Here is a 26,094-nt window from a genome sequence, read left to right as displayed (position 1 = left end):
GCCGCCATGACGCCACCGAGCTTCTCCCTGTTGCATCCCGACCCGTAGCCCGACCATGCCCTACCACCTCAGTATCCTGGACAAGAGCTACATCCCCGAGGGTGGCAACGCCGCCCAGGCGCTGCGCGACAGCCTTGCGCTGGCGCAGCAGGCCGAGCGCCTGGGCTATCACCGCTACTGGTTCGCAGAGCATCATGCGGCGCCGCCGCTGGCCAGTTCCGCGCCGGAGGTGCTGGCGGCGTTCGTGCTCGCACAGACCTCGCGCATCCGTATCGGTACCGGCGGGGTGATGTTGCGCCACTACGCGCCGTACAAGGTGGCCGAGGTATTCAACCTGCTCGCCAACCTGGCGCCGGGCCGCGTCGATCTCGGCGTGGGCAAGGCACCGGGCGGGTTGCTCGCTTCCACGCGTGCACTCGCCCATGGCCGCGAACGTGCGCCGGACTTCACCGAGCAGTTGACCGACCTGGACGGTTTCCTGTCCAACACGTTGCCGGAAGGACATCGCCACGCCGACGCCATCGCCACGCCATTGCCGGCGCAGGGCCCGCAGCGGTTCCTGCTGGGTGCCAGCCCGGAAAGCGCCGAGCTGGCGGCGCGGCTGGGGTGGCGTTTCGTCTATGCCGCTCACTTCGATGGCGACCACGCGCATATCGAGCGCGCGTTCGATGCCTATCACCGCGGAAGTGCGCTGACGCCGCTGCTGGCGGTGATCGCCTTCGCCGCGCGCAGCAGCGACGAGGCTGCACGCCATATCAGCGCTCTGCGCGTCCACAAGCTGCATCTCGGCCCCGGCCAGACCGTCAACCTGCCGAGCCAGGAGCTGGCCGCCGAGTACGCGCGCCAGGCCGGCGTGAGCGATTACCGCATCGAAGAAACCCATCCCAGCGTGCTGGCCGGCGATGCCGACTACGTGCGCGGCCAGCTCGACCTGCTGCATCGCCGCTTCGGCGTCGAGGAGTTCGTGCTGGATGCACCGGTGGCCGATCACCAGGCGCGGCTGGCATCGCTGGAACTGCTTGCGCCGGCACCGCGAGCGGCAGCGGCGTGAGCGCGACATGGGCGAGCGTCGGGTTGTTCGCTGGCTCGACGAGCGCGGAGCGTCAGCCAACCAAGCCCCTCTCCCTTCGGGGCGAGAAGGCACGGCTTGCACGCCACTGGCGTGCGTGCCTTGGAGCGCCTACGCCGCTGGCGTGGGCCGGGGCGCGGGTTGGGGTGAGGGTACGGGGCGAAGCCCTCACGATGTCCGACCGCATGAGGCTTCGCCCGGACCCTCATCCGCCCCTACGGGGCACCTTCTCCCGAAGGGAAAAGGGAAAAAAGCGGGTACCTCGCTTCGCGCCCCGGCCTGGCGCAGCGCGCCAGGCGTTCAGGCGTGTGCGAACCCCCGCGGTTCGCAAGCAACACGCCTTCCCCCGAAGGGAGAAGGGAAAAGCGGGCATCCGGCACCGATCAGATTCCCGCAGCCCGCGCGCCATGAATCCATGAGGACTTTCCGATGAGCACCGCACCCCGTCCCATTCCCTTCGGCATCATGTTGCACGGTCCCGGCGGCCACATGAATGCCTGGAAGCATCCGTCCAACCCGGCCGATGCCAGCGTCAACCTGCAGTTCTACATCGACATCGCACGCAAGGCCGAGGCCAACGGCGTGGCCTTCGCGTTCGTCGCGGATGGGCTGTACATCAACGAGAAGTCGATTCCGCACTTCCTCAACCGCTTCGAGCCGATCACCATTCTCTCGGCGCTGGCCACCGCCACCTCCAAGATCGGCCTGGCCGGCACGCTCTCCACGTCCTACAGCGATCCGTTCACGGTCGCGCGCCAGTTCGCCTCGCTGGACCTGATCAGCGGTGGCCGCGCCGGCTGGAACGTGGTGACCTCGCCGCTGGAAGGCTCCGGTCGCAACTACGGCCGCCCGCATCCGGACCACGCGCTGCGCTACAGGATCGCCGACGAGTACCTGGAAGTGACGCAGGGCCTGTGGGATTCGTGGGATGAGGATGCGTTCCCGCGCGATCGCGCCAGCGGCGAATTTTTCGACAAGAACAAGTTCCGCCGGCTCGATCACAAAGGCCGCTTCTTCCAGGTCGAAGGCCCGCTCAACATCCAGCGCTCGCCACAGGGCCAGCCGGTGATCTTCCAGGCCGGCGCCTCCGACGACGGCATCGGCCTGGCCGGCAAGTACGCCGATGCGGTGTTCACGCCTTCACCGTCGCTGGAAGAAACCCGCGCCTTCACCCAGAAGGTCAAGAACGCGGCGATCGCGCATGGGCGCAGCGCCGGCGATGTAAAGATATTTCCCGGCATCGGCCCGATCGTTGGCCGCTCCGCCGAGGAAGCCGAGGCCAAGTACCAGCAGATTGCCGCGCTGGCCGACATCAACGAGGCGCTGGCCTATCTCGGGCGCTTCTTCGATCACCACGATTTCAGCCAGTACCCGCTGGACGAGCCGTTCCCGGAGCTGGGCGAGATCGGCGCCAACAGTTTCAAATCCGGCACCGACAAGCTCAAGCGCGACGCCCGCGAGCGGGGCCTGACCTTGCGCCAGGTGGCGCAGGAATCGGTCAGCCCGCGCACCCAGTTCATCGGCACCGGCGAGCAGGTCGCCGACGAGTTGATCCGCTGGTTCGATGCCGGTGCCAGCGATGGCTTCATCCTCGGCTTCCCGGTGCAGACGCAGGGCCTGGACGACTTCGTCGAGCTGGTGCTGCCGGTGCTGGAGGCGCGCGGCTACTACCGCCGCGAACTGACCGGCGAGACCCTGCGCGATCACCTCGGGCTGCCGTACAAGCCGAGCCGCCATGCCGCCGCGTCCGACGCTGCGCGCAAGGCCGGTTGAGGAATCGCGATGAGCGCATTGCCTCGCGTTCCGGCAGCGGCCACCGGCGTGATCCCGCAGGTGGCCGCCTTCAGCGAGCAACAGGCGATCGCGATACGTCACGATCTGCATCGCCATCCGGAGCTGGCCTTCGAGGAACATCGCACCAGCGCGCGCATCGCCGGCCTGCTGGCGGACTGGGGTTACGACGTGGCCACCGGCGTCGGCGGCACCGGCGTGGTCGGCACGCTGACGCGCGGCACCGGCACGCGCCGGCTCGGCCTGCGCGCGGACTTCGACGCGCTGCCGATCAGCGAGGACTCCGGGCTGGCCTACGCCAGCCGGAATCCCGGCCTGATGCATGCCTGCGGCCACGATGGCCACACCACGATCCTGCTTTCGGCAGCGCATTACCTGGCCAAGCACGGACGCTTCGACGGCACGGTGCACCTGGTGTTCCAGCCCGCCGAGGAAATCGGCAAGGGCGCCACGCGGATGATCGAGGACGGGCTGTTCGAGCGTTTTCCGGTCGATGCGATCTTCGGGCTGCACAACTGGCCGGGCGTGCCGGCCGGGCGCTTCGGTTTCGTCGATGGGCCGGCGATGGCCTCGGTGGACTGGGCGCGGATCCGGGTGGTCGGCAAGGGCGGGCATGGTGCCGAGCCGCATACCGGGATCGATCCGGTGCTGGCCGCCGCGCACATCGTCACCGCGCTGCAGAGCGTGGTGGCGCGCAACGTCGATCCGCGCGAGATGGCGGTGGTGACGGTCGGTTCGATCCATGGCGGTCAGGCGGCCAATGTCATTCCCGACAGCGTCGAGCTGAAGCTGACCGTGCGCGCGTTCCTGCCGGAGGTGCGCGAGACGCTGCGCCGGCGCATTCCGGTGCTGGCCGAGTCGATCGCCGCCGGTTTCGGTGCGAGTGTGGAGATCGAGTTCCCGCTCGGTTTCCCGAGCGTGCTCAACCATGCCGCCGAGACCGCGTTCGCGCGCCAGGTCGCGCTGGAAACGTTCGGCGAGGCCGGCGTGGTGCCTGGCCTGGCGCCGCGTACCGCCAGCGAGGATTTCGCCTTCCTGCTGCAGCAGCGCCCAGGCAGCTTCCTGTTCGTCGGCAATGGAGACAGCGCCTCACTGCACAGCCCGCGCTATGTGTTCGACGACGCCATCATCGCCCCGGCCGCCAGCTACTGGGCGCGGCTGGCCGAGCGCTTCCTGGCCGAACCCGTGGAGACAACGACATGAGCGAGCGCATCCTCTACACCTCGGTGCGCGACCCGCGCGCGAAGCCGTTGTTCGACGGACTGGAGCAGGAGTACGGCGAGCGCTACCGCGACGTGATCGCGCGCATCGGCGGAACGCCGCGCGACGAGCTGGAGCGCTATCCGGCCGAGGCGTTCGCGCCGCCGCACGGGGCATTCCTGCTGCTGCTGCGCGATGAGGACGTGGTCGGCGGCGGTGCCTTCATGCGCCATCGCGACGCGGACACCGCCGAGTTCAAGCGCATCTGGACTCGCCACGACCTGCGCCGCCAGGGGTTGGCGCAACGGGTGCTGGGCGAGCTGGAAGAGCAGGCCGCGCGCCAGGGATATCGGCGCGTCTATCTCACCACCGGCTTCCGTCAGCCCGAGGCGGTCGGCCTGTATCTCAAGCAGGGCTATACGGCGCTGTTCGATCTGCAGGCCGATCCGGAGAGCGTGGTCCATCTCGCCTTCGAAAAGTACCTGGATCCGATCGCGCCGGCGTGGCCGGCCGCCCCCGCCGAATTCCCGAGGACGCACGGGCCATGAGCAGCCAGACCCTTCCCGACCTGTCGCGCGCCCCCGCCACGCGCGCCCCCGCCACGCTGCGCATCGTGCCGGCGCGGCATCCCGGCCAGGCCTTCGGCACGGTGCTCGCCATCCTGATCCTGCTGGCGGTGCTGCAATCGGTGCTCGGCAACCCGCGTTGGGGCTGGAACATATTCGCCGAATGGTTCTTCGCCGAACCGGTGCTGGAAGGACTCGGCCGCACCCTGCTGCTGACCGCACTGGGTACCGCGTTCGGCTTCGTGCTCGGCACCGCGCTGGCATTGGCGCGCGTGTCGGGCTCGCCGCTGCTGGTGGGTGTGTCGTGGGGCTACGTGTGGCTGTTCCGCTCGATCCCGCTGCTGGTGCTGCTGCTGTTGCTCAACAACCTGGGCTACCTGTACGCGACCATCCAGTTGCAGGTGCCGTTCACCGATACCGTGCTGGCGTCCTGGCCGACCACCCAGTTGATCAGCCAGTTCGTCGCGGCACTGCTGGGGCTGTCGCTCAATCAGGCCGCGTTTTCGGCCGAGATCATTCGCGGCGGCATCCTGTCGGTGGACCAGGGCCAGTTCGAGGCCGCCGCCGCGCTCGGCCTGCCGCGCGCGCGGCAGGTGCGCCGCATCGTGCTGCCGCAGGCGATGCGTACGATCCTGCCCGGCGCCTTCAACGACATCATCAACCTCGCCAAGGCCACCTCGGTGGTGTACGTGCTGGCCTTGCCGGAGCTGTTCTACACGATCCAGGTGATCTACCGGCGCAACCTGGAAGTGGTGCCGCTGCTGATGGTCGCCACGGTCTGGTACCTGGTGATCCTGACCTTGCTGTCGCTGGCGCAGCTGCGTATCGAGCGCCGCTTCGCGCGAGGGGCCTTGCGTGAAGCACCGGGGCGGCGCTCGCGTCCACCGCGGCGCGCATCCGCGGTCTTCCCCGTGCCGAACGCGGCCGTGGCCGGTGCCGCCGATCCCGTTGGCCGCGGCGGCGCGGTGGCGATTCATGGCGTCAGCAAGCGCTTCGGCGAGCTGCGCGTGCTCGACGGGATCGACCTCGATCTGCCTGCCGGCAGCGTGACTGCGATCATCGGGCCTTCCGGCGCCGGCAAGTCCACCCTGCTGCGCACGATCAACCATCTCGAACGCGTGGATGCCGGCTACGTCGCCGTCGATGGCGAACTGGTCGGCTACCGTCGCGAGGGTGACACCCTGCACGAACTGCGCGAGGCCGAGATCCGCCGCCGCCGCGCCGACATCGGCATGGTGTTCCAGAACTTCAACTTGTTCCCGCACCTGAGCGTGCTGGAGAACGTGATCGAGGCGCCGCGCGCGGTGCGCGGCCTCGCGCGCGCCGAGGCCGAACGCCAGGCGCTGGCGCTGTTGGCGCGGGTCGGCCTGGCTGACAAGGCCGATGCCTACCCACGCCAGCTCTCCGGCGGCCAGCAGCAGCGCGTGGCGATCGCGCGCGCGCTGGCGTTGCGGCCGAAGGTGCTGCTGTTCGACGAACCGACCTCGGCGCTGGACCCGGAACTGGTCAACGAAGTGCTGGCGGTGATCGAGGAACTGGCGCGCTCGGGCACCACGCTGGTGATCGTCACCCACGAGATCGGCTTCGCCCGGCGCATCGCCGATCGCATCGTCTTCATGGAGCAGGGACGCGTGGTCGAGGTCGGTGCTCCGGAACGGATCTTCGAACACCCCACGCACCCGCGCACCGCCGAGTTCCTTGCCAAGGTGCTGTAGCGCTTTCCTGTCTCCTCCTGTCTTCCTGCCTTCTGTGGGAGCGACTTCAGTCGCGACGGGCTTCACCGGTAAAGCCCGTCGCGACTGAAGTCGCTCCCACAAATAAAGACCTGCAAAAGCACCCCACAAAGCAATCGCAAATCTCCCTCCCCAAGGATCGTGCATGCCCGTCTCCCGCCGCCGCTACCTCAACATCGCCGTGATCGTGCTGGTGCTCGCCGCCGGCATCGCGGCGATCCTGCATTCGCGCCCCTCGCGCGAGACCGGCGCGACGGCGGCCTCGAAGCCCGGCGTCGTTACCGGGCCGCCGATCCATGCCCAGCCGGACCCGGCCGCGATCGCACTGCTGTCGAAGCGGTTCAAGCCGATCGTGCCGGGTACGCTGACCGTGGCCACAGTGGCCGGTGCGCTGCCGCTGGGCGACTACGCCGCCGACAGCAAGACCCTCATCGGCGTAGAGCCGGACATCGCGCAGCTGGTCGCCGATGCGCTTGGCCTGCGCCTGAACCTGGTGCCGGTGGCCTGGGCGGACTGGCCGCTCGGCCTGGAGTCGGGCAAGTACGACGCGGCGATCGCCAACATCACCGTCACCGAGGAGCGCAAGAAGAAGTTCGACTTCTCCAGCTACCGTCACGACCTGCTCGGCATCTACACCCGCAGCGATGGCCCGATCAAGGCGATCACCGGCCCCACGGACGTGGCCGGGCTGAAGGTGGCGATCGGCGCCAGCACCAACCAGGACCAGATCCTGCGCCATTGGGATGCGCAGAACGTCGCGGCTGGGTTGAAACCGGTGGAGTTCCAGTATTTCGACGACTCGGTGGTCGGCCGGCTGGCGGTCATCACCGGCCGCGCCGACGTGTCGTTCGAGCCCAATGCCACCGGCGCCTGGGCCGCGCGCGACGGTCGGGTGCGCCGGGTCGGCCTGTTCCCGGGCGGCTGGCCGAAGGCGGCGGCGATCTCGGTGACCACGCGCAAGGGCAGCGGCCTGGCCGAGGCGGTCACCCAGGCGCTCAACAGCCAGATCGAAGCCGGCACCTACGCCCAGGTGCTGGCGCGCTGGAACCTCGGCGAAGAGGCGGTGCCGCGCTCGGAAACCAATCCAGCCGGGCTGGCCGATCTGTAGAGCGTGTTATGCACTTGGGGACGAGTGCGAAGCGGCCTGGGCGTGTCGAGACAAGGTGTGCGCCGCTATGATCGGCCGAACCCCCTCAAGGATCGTCCGCCGATGTCGCGAGTGCTGAGCCTTTCCCTGTCGTTGTCGCTGGCGCTGGCCGCCGCGCTGCCCGCCCGTGCCGTCGAGTTCTCGCAGGCCGAACTGCAACGCGCCGCCGAGCTGCAGAAGAAACTGCTGACGCTGGATTCGCACCTGGACACGCCGGCCAATTTCGAGCGCGCCGACTTCGACGTGCTCGCCGCGCATGCCGGCAACGCGCTCGCGCAGGTGGATTACCCGCGCATGGTGCAGGGCGCGCTCGACGGCGGTTTCTGGGCGATCTACACCGGCCAGGGCGACCGCAGCGACCGGGCGCACCGCGAAGAGCGCGATGCCGGACTGCAGCGCCTGGTCGCGATCAAGCAGCTGCTGGCCGCGCACCCGGACAAGTTCGCGCTGGCCACCACGGCGGACGACGCGGCGCGGATCAAGGCCGAGGGCAAGCGCGTGGTCTTCATCAGCATGGAGAACGCCAGCCCGCTGGTCGCCGATCCCACGCTGCTGGATTTCTACTACAAGCAGGGCCTGCGCCTGCTCAGCACGGTGCACTTCGCCAACAACGAGTTCGCCGATTCGGCCACCGATCCCAAGGGGCCGGAGTGGCACGGGCTGAGCCCGGCCGGCAAGGCGCTGGTGGAGCGCGCGCAGCGGCTGGGCATCGTGATCGACCAGTCGCACGCCTCCGACGCGGTGTTCGACCAGCTGATCGCGATGTCGCCGGTGCCGATCCTGCTCTCGCACAGCGGCGCCCGCGCGGTCCACGACCACCCGCGCAACCTCGACGACGCGCGCCTGCGCCGGCTGGCCGAGCACGGCGGCGTGATCCAGATGAACTCCTACGGCGGCTACCTGGTCGACGACGGCGCCACGCCGCAGCGCAAGGCGGCGCTGGCGGCGTTGCAGGCGAAGTACGGCGACTGGGAACACATGAAGGTGGCCGACGGGGCCCGCCTGGCCGCCGACCTGGAGGCGCTGGACGCCCGCTATCCGGTGCGCAAGGCCACGCTGGACGATTTCTTCGCCCACTTCGAGCACGTGCTGGACCTGGTCGGCCCCGAGCACGTCGGCATCGGCATGGACTGGGACGGCGGCGGCGGCGTGGAGGGCATGCGCGACGTGAGCGACCTGCCCAAGATCACCGCCTGGCTGCTGCGCAAGGGCTACAGCGAGCGCCAGATCGCCGACATCTGGGGCGGCAACGTGCTGCGGGTGATGCGCCAGGCGCAGGACTGGGCGGCCAGCCGGCGCTGACCTGCACGGACTTTCCCTGTCCACGCGCGTGTCCCTGCAGGAGCGAGGCGAGCCGCGGCGGGCTTCCAGGGGAAAGCCCGGTCGCGGCTCGGCTGCGCCGCTTCTGCGGGCCTTCCCTCGATGCAGGGGATCCATCGCACAATTGCGCATGCCATCCGGCCCCGAAAGCCGCCGTCCGCTTAGACTACGAAGACGAGCGGCGCGGCCGCTTTCCCGAATAAGGTAGTGAAGCAGCGCATGGACCATACGGCGTCGCAGCCCTCCGCGGCGGAGGCAGCTCCTCCGGCCTTCGATACGCCCGTGCCGGCGGCGGCATCGACGATCCTCGCGGCCGACGTCGGCGGCACCTTCGCGCGCGTGGCGCTGGCGGAAATCCCCCGCCGCGGCGAGCCGCGCATCCTCGCGCTGCGCCGCTACGCCTGCGCCGAGCATCCTTCGCTGGCGTCGATCCTGCGCGATTTCCGCCAGGCCGAGGGCCGTGCCGTGAACGGCGCGACCGTGGCGATCGCCGGCGTGCTCGACGGCGATCGCCTGGTCAACACCAACCTGCCGTGGCCGGTATCGCTGCAGGCCACGCGCCGCGAGGCCGGGTTGGCGTGGCTGGAGCTGATGAACGATTTCGAGGCGGTGGCGCACGCCATCGCGCACGTGCCGGCGCAGGCGCTGGTGCCGCTCAACGGCGAGCAGCCGCGCAGCCTGCAGTGGCCCGCGCTGGTGCTCGGCCCCGGTACCGGCCTGGGCGCCGCGCTGCGCCTGCCCGACGGCGAGCATCCGGTGCTGGCCAGCGAAGCGGGACACTCGGCGCTGGCGCCGGCCAACGCGCTGGAACTGGAGATCCTCGGCAAGCTGATGCGGCGCTGGCCGCACGTGGACACCGAGCGCGTGCTGTCCGGCACCGGGCTGATGAACCTGTATCCGTGCCTGTGCGAGATCCGCGGCGCGACCCCGCGCTGGAACACGCCGAGCGAGCTGGTCGAAGCCGCGTTGCACGGCGGCGATGCGCTCGCCGCCGAGACGCTGGACGTGTTCTGCGGCTGGCTCGGCAGCGTGTGCGGCGACCTGGCGATCGTCTTCGGCGCGCGCAGCGTGTACCTGGCCGGCGGCATCACCGCGCACATCGAGCCGTTCCTGCTGCAAGGCAGCTTCCGCGAGCGCTTCCTGGCCAAGGGCGTGCTCGGCGAAGTGCTGGCGCACGTACCGGTCTGGCGCGTGGAGCATGGCGAACTCGGCGTGCTCGGCGCGGCCGCCTGGCATGCCTGGCGCCGCGGCACGGGCGCGTGACCTCCAGGGGGTGTCATGGACCTTGGGGAAATGCGCGGGCCGTCGGCGATGAGCCGGTGCCGGGTGGGGCGCGCCGATGCTGCGTTGCATGCTTTGTCTCGACGCGCCCAAGGCCGCTTCGTACGCATCCCGAAGTCCATGACGCGCTCTAACCACAGGAGATCCCGATGACCGATCGCAGGCAGTTCCTGCAGGCCGGACTGGCCGCGGCCGGCGCGCTCGCGCTCCCGCGCGTGCGTGCTTCCTCCACCGCCGGCGGCGCCCGCGTGGTGTCGACCTGGGATTTCGGCGTGCCGGCCAACCAGGCCGCATGGAAGGTGCTGGCGGCCGGCGGCAGCGCGCTCGATGCGGTCGAGGCCGGCGCGCGCTGGGTCGAGAGCGAGCTGTGCAACCCGACCGTCGGCCATTGCGGCTATCCCGACCGCGACGGCGTGCTGACCCTGGATGCCAGCATCATGGACGGCGACGGGCGCTGCGGCGCGGTCGCGGCGATCGAGGACATCGAGCACCCGATCTCGGTGGCGCGCGCGGTGATGGAGAAGAGCCCGCACGTGCTGCTGGTGGGCGAGGGCGCGCAGCAGTTCGCCGTCGAGCAGGGGTTCGCGAAGAAGCCGTTGCTGACGCCCGAGGCCAGGCGCGCCTGGGAGGCGTGGCGCAAGACCTCCAGGTACCAGCCGCAGATCAACGCCGAGCGCAGGCTGATCCCGGGCAACAGCCAGAACCACGACACCCTGGGCATGCTCGCGATCGATCGCGAGGGCCGGCTCGCCGGCGCCTGCACCACCAGCGGCATGGCCTGGAAACTGCACGGCCGCGTCGGCGACAGCCCGATCGTCGGCGCCGGCCTGTACGTCGACAACGAGGTCGGCGGCGCCACCGCATCGGGCGTCGGCGAGGAGATGATCCGCAACGCCGCCAGCTTCCTGGTGGTCGAGCTGATGCGCCAGGGCCGCTCACCGGCCGAGGCTTGCCGCGAGGCCATCGCGCGGGTGGTGAAGAAGCGCCCGGAGGCCAGCAAGACCTTGCAGGTCTGCTTCCTCGCGTTGAACAAGCACGGCGAGGTCGGCGCGTTCGCGCTGCACCAGGGCTTCGTCTACGCGGTCTGCGACGCGCAGCGCCAGGACGACCTGCGCGATTCGTCCTCGGTCTACGCCACCACGCAGGCATGAGCGCGCCGGTCCCGCTGCGGCTGGAGATCGCCGCCAATTCGCTGGGCTCGGCGCTGGCCGCGCAGGAAGGCGGCGCCGACCGCGTCGAGCTGTGCGAGAACCTCAGCGAGGGCGGCTGCACGCCGTCGTACGGCACGCTGGCGCTGGCGCGCGAACGCCTGCGCATCGGCCTGCACGTGCTGGTGCGGCCGCGCGCCGGCGACTTCCTCTACGCACCGCACGAAGCCGAGGCCATGCTGCGCGACGTCGAGCTGTGCGTGCGGCTGGGCTGCGACGGCGTGGTGATCGGCGCGCTCGACGCCGACGGGAACGTCGACGTCGCGCTGTGCCGGCGCTTGGTCGATGCGGCCGCCGGATTGGACGTGACCTTCCACCGCGCCCTCGATGCCGCGCGCGATCCGGCGCAGGCGCTGGAGCAGGCCATCGCGCTCGGCTGCCGGCGCGTGCTGACCTCCGGCGCGCGCGCCAGCGCGCCGGAAGGCGTGGACACGATCGCCGCATTGGTGCGCCAGGCCGCCGGGCGCATCGAGGTGATGGCCGGCGCCGGCGTCACCGCCGGCAACATCGCCGCGCTCGCGCGCAGCACTGGCGTGCGCGACCTGCATGCCTCGGCCAAGCAGGTCGTGCGCTCGGCGATGCGCTGGCGCAATCCCGCGCTGCAGGGCCTGGAACACGACTGGCAGGCTTCCGATGCCGCCGTCGTGGCGGCGCTGCGACGCGCGCTGGATGGGGCGAACTGATTTTCTCGCCATCCCATCGGTCCGAAAATCTTTCCCTCGTCATTCCCGCGAAAGCGGGAACCCAAGGACGTTCAGCGGCGCCCTTTCCGATGCGAAAGTCCATGGGTTCCCGCTTTCGCGGGAATGACGCGGTTTGATGAAGGCTTCCACCTCTTCGATCAGATGCTTGGCACCACGACGCCATATTCAGCCCTTGCGCGCCAGCAGCGCGTGCCCGCGCCCGTACAGCAGGTAGACCACCAGCCCGAATGCGTTCCAGGCCAGGAACCACAGCTGGGTCTTGCCCGGCAGGCTCCAGAACAGGTACAGGCAGCCGAGGATCGCGACCGGACCGACCAGCCAGGCCAGCGGCGTGCGGAACAGCCGCGCCCGCTGCGGCTCGCGCTTGCGCAGCACCAGCAGGCAGGCGGCCACCGCGATGAACGCGGCCAGCGTGCCGGCGTTGGCGAGCGCGGCGATCTCGTCCAGCCGCGCCACGCCGGCCAGCGCCGCGACCAGGATCGCGGTGAACAGCGTGGTCGCGATCGGCGTGCCGGTGCGCGCGTTGACCGTGGACAGCCCGCGCGGCAGCAGGCCATCGCGCGACATCACGAAGAAGATCCGGCTCTGGCCGTACAGGAACGCCAGCAGCACCGTCGGCAGCGCGATCACCGCGGCGATGCCGATCCCCGCGGCGGCCTTGCCGTGGCCGAGTTCGCGCAGGATCAGCGCCAGCGGCTCGGCGCTCTTGCCGAAGATCGTGTAGCTCATCGCGCCGACCGCGGCCAGCGCCACCAGCACGTAGATCAGCGTGCAGCCGATCATCGAGCCGATGATGCCGATCGACAGGTCGCGGCCGGGATTCTTGGTTTCCTCGGCCGCGGTGGAGATCGCGTCGAAGCCGTAGAAGGCGAAGAAGATGATCGCCGCGGCGGCCATCACGCCGTGCTCGGCGCCGTCGGGACCGATCGACTTGGGAAAGCCGTAGGGCATGAACGGCTGCAGGTTGGCGTCGTTGAACGCGGGCAGCGCCAAGGCCACGAACACCGCCAGCGCGACCAGCTTGACCACCACCAGCACCGCGTTGAGCGTGGCGCTTTCCTTGGTGCCGGCCATCAACAGGCCGGCCACCACGAAGGTGATCGCCACCGCCGGCAGGTTGATGACGCCGCCGGCGTGGGGGCCGGCGACGAGCTTGTGCGGCAGGTCCACGCCGGCCCATTGCAGGAAGCCGACGAAGTAGCCCGACCAGCCCACCGCCACGGTGCTGACCACCAGCGAGTATTCGAGCACCAGGCTCCAGCCGACCACCCAGGCGATGGTCTCGCCGAGCGCGGTGTAGCTGTAGGTGTAGGCGCTGCCGGCGGCCGGCATCAGCGTGGCCATCTCGGCGTAGGCCAGCGCCGCGCAGGCGCAGACCAGGCCGGCGGCGACGAACGACAGCAGCACCGCGGGGCCGGCCTTGTCGGCGCCGACGCCGATCAGGGTGTAGATGCCGGTTCCGACGATGGCGCCGATGCCGAGCGCTACCAGGTGGGGCCAACTGAGCGTCGGGATCAGGCGCCGGCCGGCTTCGTGCGTGGTGACCTGATCGATGGGCTTGCGCCGGAGCCAGGACTGCATTCGGACCTCGGGTAAAAAAGAACAGTGCGCGAGTTTCGCCGAATGCGGTGCAGCAAAGCCATGGCCGGCCGGAACGCGGCCGTCGCGCCGCCGTCCCTGAACGTCGATATTCCCGCCTTGAAAATGAAGCCCCGGCTTGGTTGACGCGGTCCGGCGATCGGCCTATCGTGCGCCACCTTTTCCGCTCCAGAGGCCCCTCCTTGGAATCTTGTAGTCGATCTCGATACGGCGCCTGAGCCGACGGACCGTCCGATTCCAGGGCCGGTTCCGTGACTCGGGACCGGGGCCTCGTGCGTGGCGACCGCCACGCCTGCATTCCCCCTCAGCTGTAGCGAACCTCTTCCGGATACCCGGGAGGCCGGTCTTTGGCGCGCCTTTGCATTACGGAGGTCGCCGATGCCGCCCTTGTTCGTGCTCGTCCTGTTGCCGGTCGTCCTGTTGGCCTGGCCCGTTGCCGCGTGGGCCGGCGCCAGCCTGGACATCGATGACGCCGCGATCACCCCCGAAGGCCGCTGCCAGGTCGAAAGCTGGCTGCGCCGCGAAAGCGCGCAGCGCCAGGCCGTGGCGGTGCCGGCGTGCACCGTGGCCGCCACCGAGGTCAGCCTGGGCGTGCTCGGGCGCGATCCAGGCACCGGGGGCGCCGGCCTGTCGCTCGGGCTGAAGCGCGTGCTGCGCGCGTTCGACGGGCGCGGCTGGGGCCTGGCCGTCGCCGCGAGCGCCAGCCACGAACCGGGGCAGGGCCCGGGCTGGGTGCTGGCGCTGCCGGCCAGCGTCGCGCTCGATCCCGCGCAGCGGACCTTGGTCCACCTCAACCTGGGCTGGGAGGCGCCCGACCGGGCACGCCGCGCGGCGACCGCCGGCATCGGCCTCGAACGGGTGCTCGATCCGCGCTGGACACTGCTCGCGGCACTGCGCGGCGACGACCGCGGCGGCGCTGGCGGGCAACTCGGCCTGCGCCGCGCGCTCGGCCCGAACGCCAGCCTCGACCTGCTCGCCGGCCGCCATCGCGCCGATGGCGATGGCACGCGCTGGCTCACGCTCGGCCTGAACGTCCTGCTCCCGCAATAAGCGGGCCCCATCCTGTCACTTGCTCCCGAGGCATCGTCATGGCCTTCGCATTCCGTGATCGTTCCGTACCTCCCGTGGCGTCGCTCGCGCGTCCGCGGCTATGGCCCAATCTCCACGACTTCGCCGCGATGGCGCTGCTGCTGGCGCTCGGCGTACTGCTGGTGCACGGCGCCGAGGACGCGCGCGCACCGCTGGCCGCGCTGTCGGCGCAGGCGGTGTCGCTTGATCCGTGGCAGCTGCCCGAGTACGGCCTGCGCACGACGCTGCGCATGTTCGCGGCGATGGCGGCCTCGCTGGCGTTCACCTTCGTGGTCGCGACCTGGGCGGCCAAGAGCCGCCGCGCCGAGAAGGTGATCGTGCCGGCGCTGGACATCCTGCAGTCGGTGCCGGTGCTGGGCTTCATCAGCTTCACGGTGACCTTCTTCCTCGGCCTGTTCCCGGGCCGCCAGCTCGGCGCGGAGTGCGCGGCGGTGTTCGCGATCTTCACCAGCCAGGCCTGGAACATGGCGTTCTCGTTCTACCAGTCGCTGCGCACCGTGCCGGGCGACCTGCAGGAAGTCTCGCGCGGCTTCGGCTTCTCGCCGTGGCTGCGCTTCTGGCGGCTGGAAGCGCCGTTCGCCGCGCCGGGGCTGGTCTGGAACATGATGATGTCGATGTCGGGCGGCTGGTTCTTCGTGGTCGCCTCCGAGGCGATCACGGTCGGCGACACCACGGTGACGCTGCCGGGCATCGGCTCCTATCTCGCGCTGGCGATCGAGCGCGAGGATTTCGCCGCGGTCGGCTGGGCGGTACTGGCGATGGCGCTGCTGATCGTGCTCTACGACCAGCTGTTCTTCCGCCCGATCGTGGCCTGGGCCGACAAGTTCCGCGTCGAGCAGACCGCCAGCCAGGTGGTGCCGCGCTCGTGGCTGTACGACCTGTTGCGCCGCACCCGCCTGCTGCGCCGGCTGGCCGCGCCGGTGGCGGCGTTGTGGCAGCGCGCGCTGATGCTGCGCTGGCCGCGCCGCCGCGGTGCGCGCATACGGGCCGGGCGCACGCCGCGCGGCGGCGCATGGGGCGACCGGCTGTGGCTGGGCGCGATCGGGGCGGCGGCGCTGGCGGGCACCTGGCTGGTGTTCGACTATGCGCACCGCACGCTCGGCCTGGCCGACCTGCGCGAGGCGATCGGCGGCGGCCTGGCCACGCTGCTGCGCGTGGCGGTGCTGATCGCGCTGGCCTCGCTGGTGTGGGTGCCGGTCGGCGTGTGGATCGGGCTGCGCCCGGCGCTGGCGCAGCGCATCCAGCCGCTGGCGCAGTTCCTGGCGGCGTTCCCCGCCAACGTGCTGTTCCCGTTCGCGGTCGTGGCGATCGTGGCCACCGGCGCCGATCCGGACATCTGGCTGTCGCCGCTGATGGTGCTCGGCACCCAGTGGTACATCCTGTTCAACGTGATCGCCGGCGCCAGCGCGTTCCCGACCGACCTGCGCGAGGCCGCGCAGGTGTATCGGCTGCGCTCGTGGACGTGGTGGCGGCGGGTGATCCTGCCGGGGATCTTCCCGTACTACCTGACCGGCGCGCTGACCGCCTCGGGCGGCTCCTGGAACGCCAGCATCGTCGCCGAACTGGCCAGCTGGGGCGACAGGCACGTCGAGGCCTACGGCCTGGGCGCCTACATCGCCCGCGCCACCGCCGCCGGCGATTTCCCGCGCGTCGTGCTCGGCGTGCTGGTGATGTCGCTGTTCGTGACCGCCTTCAACCGCGCGCTGTGGCGCCGCCTGTACGTGTACGCCGAGCGCCGCCTGCGCCTGGACTGACCCGCCCTTTCCGCTTTCGATCAGGAGTTGCCGATGAACGTGTCCAACCTCGCCCTGGAGCGCCCGCTGGTCAGCGTGCGCGGCGTGCGCAAGACCTACGACAAGGGCGCCGCCGAACTGGTGGTGCTGGAGAACGTCGACCTGAGCCTGCGCTCGGGCGAGATCGTCGGGCTGCTCGGCCGTTCCGGCTCGGGCAAGTCCACGCTGCTGCGCGCGATCGCCGGGTTGCTGCAGCCGAGCGCCGGCGAGATCGCCTACCGCGACGGCGGCCCGGACGAACTGGCGATGGTGTTCCAGAGCTTCGCGCTGTTCCCGTGGCTGACCGTGCAGCAGAACGTCGAGGTCGGCCTGGAGGCGCGCGGCGTCGCGCCGGAGGAACGCCGCCGCCGCGCGCTGGAGGCGATCGACCTGATCGGCCTGGACGGCTACGAGAACGCCTACCCGAAGGAACTCTCCGGCGGCATGCGCCAGCGCGTCGGGCTGGCGCGCGCGCTGGTGGTGCATCCCAGGCTGCTGCTGATGGACGAGCCGTTCTCGGCGCTGGACGTGCTCACCGCCGAGACCCTGCGCACCGACCTGCTCGACCTGTGGAGCGAGGGCCGCATGCCGATCGAGTCGATCCTGATGGTCACCCACAACATCGAGGAGGCGGTGCTGATGTGCGACCGCATCGTGATCTTCGGTTCCAACCCGGGCCGGGTGATCGGCGAGATCGCGGTGGCGCTGCCGCAGCCGCGCAACCGGCTCGACCCCGCGTTCCGCGCGCTGGTCGAGGACATCTATGCGCGCATGACCGCGCGCCCGGCGGCGCCGGCGCGCGAGGGCCTGTTCCCCGGCACCGGCATCGCGATGACGCTGCCGCGCGTGTCGCCGAACCTGCTGGCCGGCCTGCTCGAAGCGGTCGCCGCCGAGCCCTATCGCGGCCAGGCCGACCTGCCGCCGCTGGCGGCCAGCCTGCAGTTGGAGATCGACGAGCTGTTCCCGATCGCCGAGGTGCTGCAGCTGCTGCGGCTGGCCGAGCTGGAAGGCGGCGACCTGCGCCTGACCGCGACCGGCCAGCGCTTCGTCGAGGCCGGCACCGACGCGCGCAAGCACCTGCTCAGCCAGCAGCTGGCGACCTACGTGCCGCTGGCCGCGCACATCCGCCGCGTGCTCGACGACCGCGCCAGCCACCAGGCGCCGCTGAGCCGCTTCAGCGACGAGCTGGAGGACCACATGTCCGAGGACAATGCCGCGCAGACCCTGCGCGCGGTGATCAGCTGGGCGCGCTATGGCGAATACTTCGCCTACGACGAGCAGGCCGGCCTGCTCACCCTGGACAACCCGACCTGAGAGCGGAGCCGACCATGCGTTTCATCGAGACCTTCCAGGCGGGCCCCTTCCTCGACACCGTGGTCAGCCTGGTCGCCGCGTTCGTGCTCGGCACCCTGATCGGCGTCGAGCGCCAGTACCGCCAGCGCACCGCCGGCCTGCGCACCTGCGTGCTGGTCGCGGTCGGCGCGGCGGCGTTCGTCGATCTCGGCATGCGCATCGCCGGCAACGCCGAGGCGGTGCGGGTGATCTCCTACGTGGTCTCCGGCGTCGGCTTCCTCGGCGCCGGCGTGATCATGAAGGAGGGCATGAACGTGCGCGGCCTCAACACCGCCGCCACGCTGTGGTGCTCGGCCGCGGTCGGCTGCTGCACCGGCGCGGACATGCTGGCCGAGGGCGCCTTGCTGACCGGGCTGGTGATTGCCGGCAACACCGTGCTGCGGCCGCTGGTCAACGCGATCAACCGCATCCCGATCAACGAGCGCGCGACCGAGGCCACCTACGAGGTGCGCCTGACCACCGACACCGAGGCGCTGCCGCACGTGCGCGAACGCCTGGTCGAGCACCTGGAGGCGGCCGACTACCCGGTGGGCGACGTGGAACTGCACGAACGCGGCGAGGAACAGGTCGAGGTGGTCGCCACCCTGGTCAGCACCGCGGTCGATCCGAACGAGATGGACGCGGTGGTCGACGAACTGGAACGCCATCCCGGCGTCGCCCATGCCACGTGGGAGATCAGTACGCGCGATTGAACAATGGGCAAGCCAAACGCGTTGGTTTTTGCTCGTCATTCCCGCGAAAGCGGGAATCCAAGGACGTTAAGCCTACGAAGAACAACGTCCATGGATTTCCGCTTTCGCGGGAATGACGAAGGTTCGGCTTAGCGACTACCCGTTCATCCCAAGCCGCACCCCGAACCCGACCAGGAACACCCCGGCGCCGCGCCGCAGCCACGCGCCCGTGCGCGGATGCCGCGAAAACCGCCGCGCCAGCGCATGGCCGAGCAGGATCAGCAGCGAGCACCAGGCCACTCCCAGCAGCGCGATCAGCGCCGCCATGGTCGCGAAGGTGGGCAGGCCGCGATGCGTGGCCGGGTCGATGAACAGCGGGAAGAACGCCATGTAGAACACGATCGCCTTCGGGTTGAGCAGCGTGACCAGCAATCCCTGGCGGAAGTAATGGCCCGGCTTGAGCGCGACCAGGCCGGCCGGCGCGCCCGGCTTCGGCGTGCGCAGCAACTGCAGCCCGATCCAGATCAGGTAGGCCATGCCCAGGTACTGCACGCCATGGAACAGCAGCGGGTTGGCCTTCAGCAGCGCGGCGACGCCCGCCACCGCCAGCCACATCAGCACCTGGTCGCCGAGCAGCAGCCCCGCCAGCGTCGTGTAGCCGGCCCGGATGCCGCTGCGCCCGGTCGCGGTGAGCAGCGTGAAGGTGCCGGGGCCGGGCAGCGCCAGGAACACCAGCACGGCGGCGGCGAAGGCCCATGGGTTCTGGATGCCCATCCACGGCATGGCGGCGAGGTCGGTGGGGAGGAAAGCGATGGTACGTCGTGAAGGCTTCGCTGTCGCAGCCTTCGCTCTACTTGCTGCTTCCTACTTCCTTTCCGGTCTTCGCCATCCCTTCATCGTCATTCCCGCTTTCGCGGGAATGACGATGGAACGATCACCCCGGCAGCGGGAAACGCCGCAGGTGCTCGCGCAGGCGCAGCGCGAGCAGGTCGTGCAGTTGCCGGATCGCCGGCGAGAACTGCTTGCGGTGCGGGCACACCAGGTTCAGCGGCACGCTTTCGCCGTGCGCGGGGAACAGCGCCTGCAGCCGCCCTGCCTGGACGTCCTCGGCCACGTCCAGCCACGACTTGTAGGCGATGCCTTCGCCGGCCAGCGCCCAGCGCCGCACCACCTCCGCGTCGTCGCACAGCATCGCGCCGCGCACGTCGACGGTATGGCGGCGGCCGTCGAGGTCGAAGCTCCAGCGGTCGTGCGCGCGGCCGCCGAGCATGTAGGTCACGCAGGCGTGCTCGCGCAGCGCGTCCGGCGTCGCCGGGCGGCCGTGCCGGCGCAGATAGTCCGGCGAGGCCACCAGCACCCGGCGGTTCTCCGGCGCCAGCGGCAGCGCCACGTAGCGCGCCTCGTCGAAACGGCCGAGCCGCAGCGCCACGTCCACCGGATCGCGGAACACGTCGGCGACCTGGTCGGACAGGTGCAGGCGCAGGTTCAGGCGCGGGTGCATGCGGTGGAACTCGCCCAGCCACGGCAGCAGCAGGTTGCGGCCCAGGTCCGACGGCGCGGCGATCTGCAGCAGCCCGTGCAGCTCCGCATCGGCGCCGCCCAGGCGTTCGCGGCCCTCGCGCAGCGTGTCCAGCACCTGCTGCGCGTACGGCAGGTACTGCTCGCCCTCGGCGGTCAGGCGCAGGCTGCGGGTGGTGCGCACGAACAGGCGCAGGTCCAGTTCGCGCTCCAGCCGGGCGATCGCGGCGCTGACCTGCCCCGGCAGCAGGTCCACCTCGCGTGCCACCCGCGAGAAGCTGCCCAGCGCCGCGGTGCGGACGAACAGGGCAAGGTCGTCGAACCGGATCATTTTCACTCCAGCAATGAAAGTGCTGGTGCATTCTGCGGGTTTCCGACGCGACCGGCACGGCCGACCATGTCCGCTTTGCCCCCTCCTGGAGTGCCGCCATGAAAGCCATCGCCTATACCCGCCACGGCCTGCCGATCGACGACCCGCAGGCCCTGGTCGAGATCGACCTGCCGGTTCCCGAACCGGGCCCGCGCGACCTGCGGGTCAAGGTGCATGCGGTCTCGGTCAACCCGGTCGACACCAAGGTCCGCCGCAACATGGCCACCGAGGCCCCGCGCGTGCTCGGCTGGGACGCGGTCGGCATCGTCGATGCGGTCGGCGCCGAGGTGAGCCTGTTCAAGCCCGGCGAGCGGGTCTGGTACGCCGGCTCGATCGCCCGCCCCGGCAGCGACGCCGAGTACCACCTGGTGGACGAGCGCATCGTCGGCCATGCCCCGCGCAGCCTGGACGATGCCGCGGCGGCGGCGCTGCCGCTGACCGCGATCACCGCCTGGGAGCTGTTGTTCGACCGCCTGGGGGTCGCCGAGGGCGGCGGCGAAGGCCAGACCCTGCTGGTGGTCGGCGCCGGCGGCGGGGTCGGCTCGATCCTGGTGCAGCTCGCGCGCCAGCTGACCCGGCTGACCGTGGTCGGCACCGCCTCGCGCCCGGAGACCCAGGACTGGGTACGCACGCTCGGCGCGCACCACGTGATCGACCACCGCGAGCCGCTGACCCAGGGCCTCAAGCGCCTGGGCATCGAGCAGGTGCCGCTGGTCGTCGGCGTGACCCATACCGACGTGCACTACCCGCAGATCGTCGAGGCGCTGGCGCCGCAGGGCCGGTTCGCGCTGATCGACGATCCGGCGGGGCTGGACGTGCTGCTGCTCAAGCGCAAGAGCATCTCGCTGCACTGGGAACTGATGTTCACCCGCCCGCTGTTTGGCACCGAGGACATGATCGCCCAGCACCAGCTGCTCGAACGCGTCGCGTCGCTGGTGGATGCCGGCACGCTGCGCACCACGCTCGGCGAGCACTACGGGAAGATCAGCGCGGAGAACCTGCGGCGCGCGCACGCGTTGATCGAGAGCGGCCGCGCCCGCGGCAAGATCGTGCTGGAAGGTTTCTGATCTTCCTGCCCGCGCGATGCGCCCCCGACCCGGCGCGGGCACCGGCCGCACCGGGGTTCAGGGCGCCGTAGCGCGGGCCCGGCGCAGCGCATGGATGCGCTCGCGCAGCGCCGCGATCAGCGCCTCCAGCGAGTCGTAGCGCGGCACCCCGTAGCGGTCGCCGGTGATGTCCAGGTTGCCCTTGCGCCAGAACCCCGCCGGTGCCGATACCAGCAGCTTGCCGGAGCGCGCGTACAGGCCGAACTCCAGCAGCGTGATCGGGCTCTGCGTGCCGGGCGCGAAGTACATCGGCACCAGGTCGGCCTGCTCCAGCGCCGCCAGCTCCCATTGCACCTGGCGGCGGAACTCCGGCTCGTCGGCCTCGGCGCGCCAGGCCGGGTTCCAGTCGGGGCGGCGCGGGTTGAGCAGCAGCACGCCCTCGTCGCGCAGCGCGTCCTGCACCTGTTGCTGCCAGTCGCCGGCCTTGCCCATCTCGATGCTGCCGGCGAGGAACACCTTGATCCGCGCGTCGTGCGCCGGCAGCGGCGCAGGCGAGGTCAGGGTCTGCGACGGGGTGGGCGGAGTGGCCGCATGGGCGGCCGGCAGCATGGCCATCGAAAGCAACAGGAACGATTTCATCGGGCGCGCGACGGGATCGGCGGCGGCGGGGCGGCCATCGTAGCGCAGCCGCGCGCGGCGGCTCAGGGCATCCCGTTGGCGCCGTGGCGGCGGAAGCCGGGGCGTTCGCCCAGGATCGCGTGGTAGGCCTGCACCGCCGGCAGCGCCGGGCGCTCGATCGGGCTGGCCAGCCAGCGCTGGGTCGACAACCCGAGCACGATGTCGGCCAGGGTGAAGCCCGCGCCCAGCACGTAGGGCCCGCCTTGCGCCAGCTGCGCATCCAGGATGCGCATGTGCCGGTTCCACTGCGCCTCGCTGGCGGCGATCGCGGCCGGGTCGGCATGCGCCGCGCTGCGCCGCACCTTGGCCATGAACGCGTAGCGCCAGGCGCCGTTGAGATCGGTCGCCTGCCAGTCCATCCATTGTTCCACCCGTGCCCGCGCCGCGGCCTCGGCCGGCAACAGGTCGAAGCGGCCGGCGCGCGCCGCCAGGTAGCGGCAGATCGCGTTGGATTCCCACAGCACGAAACCGCCGTCGCGCAGCACCGGCACCAGCGCGTTCGGGTTGAGCGCGCGCAGCGCTTCCGGCGCCGGCGCCTCGTCGTGGGCGAACGGCAGGCCCAGTTCGTCCAGCAGCCACAGCACCTTGCGCACGTTGATCGAGCGCGAATGGCCCAACAGTTCCAGCACGGCAGGTCTCCGGGAACGGGCCGGCCAGTGTAGCCGGCGCATCCGGTGAGACGCGCGCCGCTACACTGGCGGCATGACTCCCGAATCGATGATCCTCGGCGGCCTGCTCTGTGCCGTCATCGTGCTGCAGATCGCGGCGCTGCTGCGCCGCCAGGACGGCACCCGCCTCGAACGATCGCTGCGCGAGGAGGCGCGCGCCGGCCGCGGCGAACTGCGCGAGCAGCTCGAATCGTTCGCGCGCCACCAGGAAGTGCGGCTGGACGCCTTCGCCCGCAGCCTCGCCGACCTGTCCACCCGCACCGATGCGCGCCTGGACCAGCTGCGCGAAACCCTGACCGAGGACGCGCGCCGCGGCCGCCAGGAAGCCGGCGAATCGCAGCAGCGCTTCGCCGGGTCGCTCGACCAGCGCCTGCTCGAGCTGACCCAGCGCAACGAGCTGCGCATCGGCGAGATGCGCGCCACGCTCGAGCAGCAGCTGCAGGCCCTGCAGAACGACAACGCGGCCAAGCTCGAGCAGATGCGTGCCACCGTCGACGAGAAGCTGCAGAGCACGCTCAACCAGCGCCTGGACTCGAGCTTCAAGCTGGTCTCCGAGCGCCTGGAGCAGGTGCAGCGCGGGCTCGGCGAGATGCAGCAGCTGGCCACCGGCGTGGGCGACCTCAAGCGCGTGCTGAGCAACGTCAAGACCCGTGGCGGCTGGGGCGAGGTGCAGCTGGAGAACATCCTCGAGCAGACCCTGACCCAGGAGCAGTACGCGCGCGGCGTGCGCCTGCGCGCCGACAGCGCCGAGGCGGTGGACTTCGCGGTGCGCCTGCCAGGGCGCGGCCGCGACGACGCGCCGGTGTGGCTGCCGATCGACTCCAAGTTCCCGCGCGAGGACTACGAGCGCCTGCTCGACGCGCAGGAGCAGGGCGACCAGGAGCAGGTGCTCGCCAGCGGCGCGCAGCTGGAGCGCGCGATCCGCGTGCAGGCCAAGTCGATCGGCGACAAGTACATCGTGCCGCCGTACAGCACCGACTTCGCGGTGATGTTCCTGCCCACCGAGGGCCTGTACGCGGAAGTCATCCGCCGCCCCGGCCTGGTCGACCTGCTGCAGCGCGAGCACCGGGTGGTCGTGGCCGGCCCGACCACGGTCACCGCGCTGCTCAACAGCCTGCAGATGGGTTTCCGCACGCTCGCGATCGAGCAGCGCTCCAGCGAGGTGTGGAGCCTGCTCGGCGCGGTCAAGAGCGAGTTCGGCAAGTTCGCCGGCATCCTCGAGAAGGCCGAGAAGCAGATCAACACCGTCGGCAAGAGCCTCGGCGAGGCCAGCCGCAAGACCCGCACCATCGAGCGCCGCCTGCGCGGCGTGGAATCGCTGTCGGCGGACGACTCGCGCGCGCTGCTGGGCGAAGACGCCGCGCTCGACGAACCGGCCGCTGCCGACGACGAAACCGAAGGTTGATCGTCCCGGCGCCGCGCGGAAATGCGCGGCGCCGGGTTTATCCTGTCGCCGCAATCCCTCTACCTGGAGTCCCCTGCATGTCCACCCCGATCCAAGCCATTCCCCTGACCACCATCGACGGCGCCCCGGCCACGCTCGCCGACCATGCCGGCAAGGTGCTGCTGGTGGTCAACGTCGCCTCCAAGTGCGGCCTGACCAAGCAGTACGAGGGGCTGGAGCGGCTCTATCGCGAGAAGCAGGGCACCGGCTTCGAAGTGCTGGGCTTTCCCGCCAACGACTTCAAGGGCCAGGAGCCGGGCAGCGAGGAGGAGATCAAGCAGTTCTGCACGCTGACCTACGACGTCACCTTCCCGATGTTCTCCAAGATCGCGGTCACCGGCGAGCAGACCCATCCGCTGTATCGCGAGCTGATCGCCGCGCAGCCGGAAGCGGCGGGCGAAGGTCCGTTCCGCGAGCGCCTGCAGGGCCTGGGCATCGAGGCCAACCCGGCGCCGGGCGTGCTGTGGAACTTCGAGAAGTTCCTGGTCGGCAAGGACGGCCGGGTGGTCGGTCGCTTCGCGCCGGACGTGGACGCCGACGATGCGCGCCTGCGCGAGGCGATCGACGCCGCGCTGGCGGCGTAAACGCGCAACGTTGCAGCAAGGGCTCGCGGCCGGAAGGGCTTCCTTGCCGGAGGGACCTCAGCCCGACGCGCTACCGGTACGGCACGTCGCGACCAAAGTCCCTCCCACAACATCACAGCCCGGCAGGGGACACCCGCACAGGAATGCGCGGTGCCGCGAAGAACCCAGACAAGTCCGCGCACATGGATGTGCGCTGCTCTTGTGAGGGACCCACGAAAAAGCCCGGGATCGCTCCCGGGCTTTTCTGCGGGTCCTTCCTGGCAACAGGATCAACCGCCCCACTCAGGTACCGGCATCGCGTCCGCCGGCACGGTGTTGTCCTCGCGCAGGTAGTCCGGCAGCTCGTCCTGGTCCTTCTGGTTGCGGTGCAGGCTCTGCTGGATCTGGTAGTTGCGGCGCTGCAGCCAGGCGTCGCGGGTCAGCGCGTACTCGTCGGGCGCCTCGTTGCGCATCTCGTCCAGCGACAGCAGGCGCGCGCGCGTGTTGACCAGCTGGACGCCCTGCAGGCCGATGCGGACCTTGTCGTTCTCGACCTGGCGCAGCGGCGAGAGCGGCATGTCCCCGGCCAGGCCGAAGGTGTCGCGCAGCGTGCGCGGGCCGAAGAACGGCAGCTCGAAGTAGCGCGAGTTGCGCCAGCCCCACACGCCCAGGGTCTGGCCGAAGTCGCCGTTGCCGCGCGGGATGCCGGCGGCGCTGGCGGGGTCGAACAGGCCGCCGATGCCCAGCGTGGTGTTCATCACGAACCGGCCCAGCGTCTGCAGCGCCCTGACCGGGTGCCCCTGCAGCAACTGGTTCACCAGGGTCACCGGCGAGCGCAGGTTGTCGAAGAAGTTGGTCACGCCCAGGCGCACCGGCTCGGGCGTGACGTTGACGTACGCGGTCGCCACCGGCCGCGCGAAATACTTGTCCACCGCCAGGTTGAAGCGGTGCATGCCGCGGTTGTAGCGCTCCCACGGATCGTAGGCGACCTGGCCGGCCGGCGCGGCGTCGGCCGAGGCGCTCGGCGCCGGCCCGCCGTACAGCGCGGCATAGTCGTCTTCGGCCGCGGTCGGTGCGGTGCCGGCAGCGCTGGCCGATGGCGCCTCCGCCGGTGCGGCGGCCGCAGGCGCTTCACCCGCGTCGGCCGGGGCGGATGCGGGGGCCTCCGCCGCCGGCGTCGCCTCCGCCGCGGGCGCGGCGACGACCGAGGCCGCCGCGGGCGGCGCGGATTTCGGCGCCTGGCCGGCGCAGGCCGCCAGCAACAGCAGCGGGACGAGAACGAGGGGGCGGAGGACGTTCATGTC

At 70.6% G+C, this 26,094-nt stretch carries 23 protein-coding genes and 1 pseudogene; 18 read left to right on the top strand and 6 right to left on the bottom strand.

Annotation, left to right across the window (positions count from 1 at the left end; translation table 11 throughout):
• The first annotated feature begins 55 nt into the window (after window positions 1–55).
• The 11 genes and pseudogenes from FD678_RS13425 to FD678_RS13375 all read left to right on the top strand — a co-directional run bounded on the left by FD678_RS13425 (window position 56) and on the right by FD678_RS13375 (window position 11,998).
• Entirely contained in the window at window positions 56–1,051 is a 996-nt protein-coding gene (locus FD678_RS13425) for an LLM class flavin-dependent oxidoreductase (RefSeq protein ID WP_140724447.1), read from the top strand.
• A 447-nt stretch (window positions 1,052–1,498) separates the two neighbouring features.
• Window positions 1,499–2,842 (top strand): LLM class flavin-dependent oxidoreductase, encoded by a 1,344-nt coding sequence (locus FD678_RS13415; RefSeq protein WP_140724444.1) that lies wholly within the window; start codon window positions 1,499–1,501, stop codon window positions 2,840–2,842.
• A 9-nt stretch (window positions 2,843–2,851) separates the two neighbouring features.
• Window positions 2,852–4,063, top strand: a complete 1,212-nt coding sequence (locus FD678_RS13410; protein ID WP_140724441.1) for a M20 aminoacylase family protein — start codon at window positions 2,852–2,854, stop codon at window positions 4,061–4,063.
• Window positions 4,060–4,608: a GNAT family N-acetyltransferase gene (locus FD678_RS13405; RefSeq protein ID WP_140724438.1), complete on the top strand. Its 549-nt coding sequence runs from the start codon at window positions 4,060–4,062 to the stop codon at window positions 4,606–4,608. The genes FD678_RS13410 and FD678_RS13405 overlap by 4 nt, the downstream gene beginning before the upstream one ends.
• A pseudogene (locus FD678_RS20650) lies at window positions 4,605–5,492 on the top strand (amino acid ABC transporter permease); the annotation flags it as partial. The gene FD678_RS13405 and the pseudogene FD678_RS20650, both read left to right, overlap by 4 nt.
• Window positions 5,493–5,537: 45 nt before the next feature.
• Window positions 5,538–6,341 (top strand): amino acid ABC transporter ATP-binding protein, encoded by an 804-nt coding sequence (locus tag FD678_RS20420; protein ID WP_305955987.1) that lies wholly within the window; start codon window positions 5,538–5,540, stop codon window positions 6,339–6,341.
• 163 nt (window positions 6,342–6,504) lie between these two features.
• A complete protein-coding gene (locus FD678_RS13395; RefSeq protein ID WP_140724432.1) occupies window positions 6,505–7,467 on the top strand; it encodes an ABC transporter substrate-binding protein in 963 nt (320 codons plus the stop codon).
• Window positions 7,468–7,569: 102 nt separating this feature from the next.
• Window positions 7,570–8,808, top strand: a complete 1,239-nt coding sequence (locus FD678_RS13390) for a dipeptidase (RefSeq protein WP_140724429.1) — start codon at window positions 7,570–7,572, stop codon at window positions 8,806–8,808.
• 225 nt (window positions 8,809–9,033) lie between these two features.
• Window positions 9,034–10,089, top strand: coding sequence for a glucokinase (locus FD678_RS13385; protein ID WP_218569718.1), 1,056 nt, complete (start codon window positions 9,034–9,036; stop codon window positions 10,087–10,089).
• A gap of 167 nt (window positions 10,090–10,256) precedes the next feature.
• Window positions 10,257–11,258 (top strand): N(4)-(beta-N-acetylglucosaminyl)-L-asparaginase, encoded by a 1,002-nt coding sequence (locus FD678_RS13380; protein ID WP_140724423.1) that lies wholly within the window; start codon window positions 10,257–10,259, stop codon window positions 11,256–11,258.
• Entirely contained in the window at window positions 11,255–11,998 is a 744-nt protein-coding gene (locus tag FD678_RS13375; protein ID WP_140724420.1) for a copper homeostasis protein CutC, read from the top strand. The genes FD678_RS13380 and FD678_RS13375 overlap by 4 nt, the downstream gene beginning before the upstream one ends.
• Before the next feature lie 186 nt (window positions 11,999–12,184).
• Here the strand turns inward: FD678_RS13375 and FD678_RS13370 are convergent, their stop codons facing one another.
• Window positions 12,185–13,600, bottom strand: a complete 1,416-nt coding sequence (locus FD678_RS13370; protein WP_140724417.1) for an amino acid permease — start codon at window positions 13,598–13,600, stop codon at window positions 12,185–12,187.
• A gap of 396 nt (window positions 13,601–13,996) precedes the next feature.
• Here FD678_RS13370 and FD678_RS13365 point away from each other — a divergent pair, with 396 nt between their 5' ends.
• Genes FD678_RS13365 through FD678_RS13350 form a run of 4 tightly spaced genes read left to right on the top strand, consistent with a single transcriptional unit; the run spans window position 13,997 to window position 18,524 of the window.
• The gene (locus FD678_RS13365; RefSeq protein ID WP_140724413.1) at window positions 13,997–14,668 is read left to right on the top strand and encodes a hypothetical protein; all 672 of its coding nucleotides are present in this window, start codon (window positions 13,997–13,999) and stop codon (window positions 14,666–14,668) included.
• A 38-nt stretch (window positions 14,669–14,706) separates the two neighbouring features.
• The gene (locus FD678_RS13360) at window positions 14,707–16,461 is read left to right on the top strand and encodes an ABC transporter permease (protein WP_140724410.1); all 1,755 of its coding nucleotides are present in this window, start codon (window positions 14,707–14,709) and stop codon (window positions 16,459–16,461) included.
• Between the two features lie 33 nt (window positions 16,462–16,494).
• Window positions 16,495–17,793: an ABC transporter ATP-binding protein gene (locus FD678_RS13355; protein ID WP_140724407.1), complete on the top strand. Its 1,299-nt coding sequence runs from the start codon at window positions 16,495–16,497 to the stop codon at window positions 17,791–17,793.
• Between the two features lie 14 nt (window positions 17,794–17,807).
• The gene (locus FD678_RS13350; protein WP_140724404.1) at window positions 17,808–18,524 is read left to right on the top strand and encodes an MgtC/SapB family protein; all 717 of its coding nucleotides are present in this window, start codon (window positions 17,808–17,810) and stop codon (window positions 18,522–18,524) included.
• A 135-nt stretch (window positions 18,525–18,659) separates the two neighbouring features.
• Here FD678_RS13350 and leuE read toward each other — a convergent pair whose 3' ends face one another.
• Both leuE and FD678_RS13340 read right to left on the bottom strand, forming a co-directional pair.
• Window positions 18,660–19,286, bottom strand: coding sequence for a leucine efflux protein LeuE (gene leuE, locus FD678_RS13345; protein WP_140724401.1), 627 nt, complete (start codon window positions 19,284–19,286; stop codon window positions 18,660–18,662).
• A gap of 151 nt (window positions 19,287–19,437) precedes the next feature.
• Complete coding sequence (locus FD678_RS13340) at window positions 19,438–20,352, bottom strand: LysR family transcriptional regulator (RefSeq protein ID WP_140724398.1); 915 nt, start codon at window positions 20,350–20,352, stop codon at window positions 19,438–19,440.
• A gap of 98 nt (window positions 20,353–20,450) precedes the next feature.
• Between FD678_RS13340 and FD678_RS13335 the strand changes: the two genes are divergently transcribed.
• Window positions 20,451–21,458 carry a zinc-binding alcohol dehydrogenase family protein gene (locus FD678_RS13335; RefSeq protein ID WP_140724395.1) on the top strand — a complete coding sequence of 336 codons (1,008 nt, stop codon included), beginning with the start codon at window positions 20,451–20,453 and terminating at the stop codon, window positions 21,456–21,458.
• A gap of 57 nt (window positions 21,459–21,515) precedes the next feature.
• On the opposite strand, the gene FD678_RS13330 is transcribed toward FD678_RS13335, so the two are convergent.
• Together FD678_RS13330 and FD678_RS13325 are read right to left on the bottom strand one after the other, a co-directional pair.
• Window positions 21,516–22,076, bottom strand: a complete 561-nt coding sequence (locus FD678_RS13330) for a nucleoside 2-deoxyribosyltransferase domain-containing protein (protein ID WP_140724392.1) — start codon at window positions 22,074–22,076, stop codon at window positions 21,516–21,518.
• A 62-nt stretch (window positions 22,077–22,138) separates the two neighbouring features.
• Window positions 22,139–22,744: a glutathione S-transferase family protein gene (locus FD678_RS13325; RefSeq protein ID WP_140724389.1), complete on the bottom strand. Its 606-nt coding sequence runs from the start codon at window positions 22,742–22,744 to the stop codon at window positions 22,139–22,141.
• A gap of 73 nt (window positions 22,745–22,817) precedes the next feature.
• Here FD678_RS13325 and rmuC point away from each other — a divergent pair, with 73 nt between their 5' ends.
• Both rmuC and FD678_RS13315 read left to right on the top strand, forming a co-directional pair.
• Window positions 22,818–24,188, top strand: coding sequence for a DNA recombination protein RmuC (gene rmuC / locus FD678_RS13320; protein ID WP_140724384.1), 1,371 nt, complete (start codon window positions 22,818–22,820; stop codon window positions 24,186–24,188).
• Window positions 24,189–24,265: 77 nt separating this feature from the next.
• Window positions 24,266–24,811, top strand: a complete 546-nt coding sequence (locus FD678_RS13315; protein WP_140724381.1) for a glutathione peroxidase — start codon at window positions 24,266–24,268, stop codon at window positions 24,809–24,811.
• A gap of 269 nt (window positions 24,812–25,080) precedes the next feature.
• Here the strand turns inward: FD678_RS13315 and FD678_RS13310 are convergent, their stop codons facing one another.
• Window positions 25,081–26,091 (bottom strand): MlaA family lipoprotein, encoded by a 1,011-nt coding sequence (locus FD678_RS13310; protein WP_140724377.1) that lies wholly within the window; start codon window positions 26,089–26,091, stop codon window positions 25,081–25,083.
• Between the last annotated feature and the right edge of the window lie 3 nt (window positions 26,092–26,094).

This window comes from Pseudomonas sp. Hp2 (assembly GCF_006386585.1).
Classification (GTDB): domain Bacteria; phylum Pseudomonadota; class Gammaproteobacteria; order Xanthomonadales; family Xanthomonadaceae; genus Pseudomonas_S; species Pseudomonas_S boreopolis.
The sequence above is the reverse complement of the archived record's forward strand: the minus strand, read 5'-3'. Positions and strand labels throughout refer to the sequence as shown.

Coding starts and splice junctions, on each gene's coding strand:
- FD678_RS13315 (WP_140724381.1), top strand. CDS start 24,266: ATGTCCACCCCGATCCAAGCCATTCCCCTGACCACCATCGACGGCGCC.
- FD678_RS13370 (WP_140724417.1), bottom strand. CDS start 13,600: ATGCAGTCCTGGCTCCGGCGCAAGCCCATCGATCAGGTCACCACGCAC.
- rmuC (WP_140724384.1), top strand. CDS start 22,818: ATGACTCCCGAATCGATGATCCTCGGCGGCCTGCTCTGTGCCGTCATC.
- FD678_RS13335 (WP_140724395.1), top strand. CDS start 20,451: ATGAAAGCCATCGCCTATACCCGCCACGGCCTGCCGATCGACGACCCG.
- FD678_RS13375 (WP_140724420.1), top strand. CDS start 11,255: ATGAGCGCGCCGGTCCCGCTGCGGCTGGAGATCGCCGCCAATTCGCTG.
- FD678_RS13415 (WP_140724444.1), top strand. CDS start 1,499: ATGAGCACCGCACCCCGTCCCATTCCCTTCGGCATCATGTTGCACGGT.
- FD678_RS13410 (WP_140724441.1), top strand. CDS start 2,852: ATGAGCGCATTGCCTCGCGTTCCGGCAGCGGCCACCGGCGTGATCCCG.
- FD678_RS13360 (WP_140724410.1), top strand. CDS start 14,707: ATGGCCTTCGCATTCCGTGATCGTTCCGTACCTCCCGTGGCGTCGCTC.
- leuE (WP_140724401.1), bottom strand. CDS start 19,286: ATGCCGTGGATGGGCATCCAGAACCCATGGGCCTTCGCCGCCGCCGTG.
- FD678_RS13355 (WP_140724407.1), top strand. CDS start 16,495: ATGAACGTGTCCAACCTCGCCCTGGAGCGCCCGCTGGTCAGCGTGCGC.
- FD678_RS13405 (WP_140724438.1), top strand. CDS start 4,060: ATGAGCGAGCGCATCCTCTACACCTCGGTGCGCGACCCGCGCGCGAAG.
- FD678_RS13340 (WP_140724398.1), bottom strand. CDS start 20,352: ATGATCCGGTTCGACGACCTTGCCCTGTTCGTCCGCACCGCGGCGCTG.
- FD678_RS13425 (WP_140724447.1), top strand. CDS start 56: ATGCCCTACCACCTCAGTATCCTGGACAAGAGCTACATCCCCGAGGGT.
- FD678_RS13380 (WP_140724423.1), top strand. CDS start 10,257: ATGACCGATCGCAGGCAGTTCCTGCAGGCCGGACTGGCCGCGGCCGGC.
- FD678_RS13395 (WP_140724432.1), top strand. CDS start 6,505: ATGCCCGTCTCCCGCCGCCGCTACCTCAACATCGCCGTGATCGTGCTG.
- FD678_RS13310 (WP_140724377.1), bottom strand. CDS start 26,091: ATGAACGTCCTCCGCCCCCTCGTTCTCGTCCCGCTGCTGTTGCTGGCG.
- FD678_RS13350 (WP_140724404.1), top strand. CDS start 17,808: ATGCGTTTCATCGAGACCTTCCAGGCGGGCCCCTTCCTCGACACCGTG.
- FD678_RS13365 (WP_140724413.1), top strand. CDS start 13,997: ATGCCGCCCTTGTTCGTGCTCGTCCTGTTGCCGGTCGTCCTGTTGGCC.
- FD678_RS13330 (WP_140724392.1), bottom strand. CDS start 22,076: ATGAAATCGTTCCTGTTGCTTTCGATGGCCATGCTGCCGGCCGCCCAT.
- FD678_RS13390 (WP_140724429.1), top strand. CDS start 7,570: ATGTCGCGAGTGCTGAGCCTTTCCCTGTCGTTGTCGCTGGCGCTGGCC.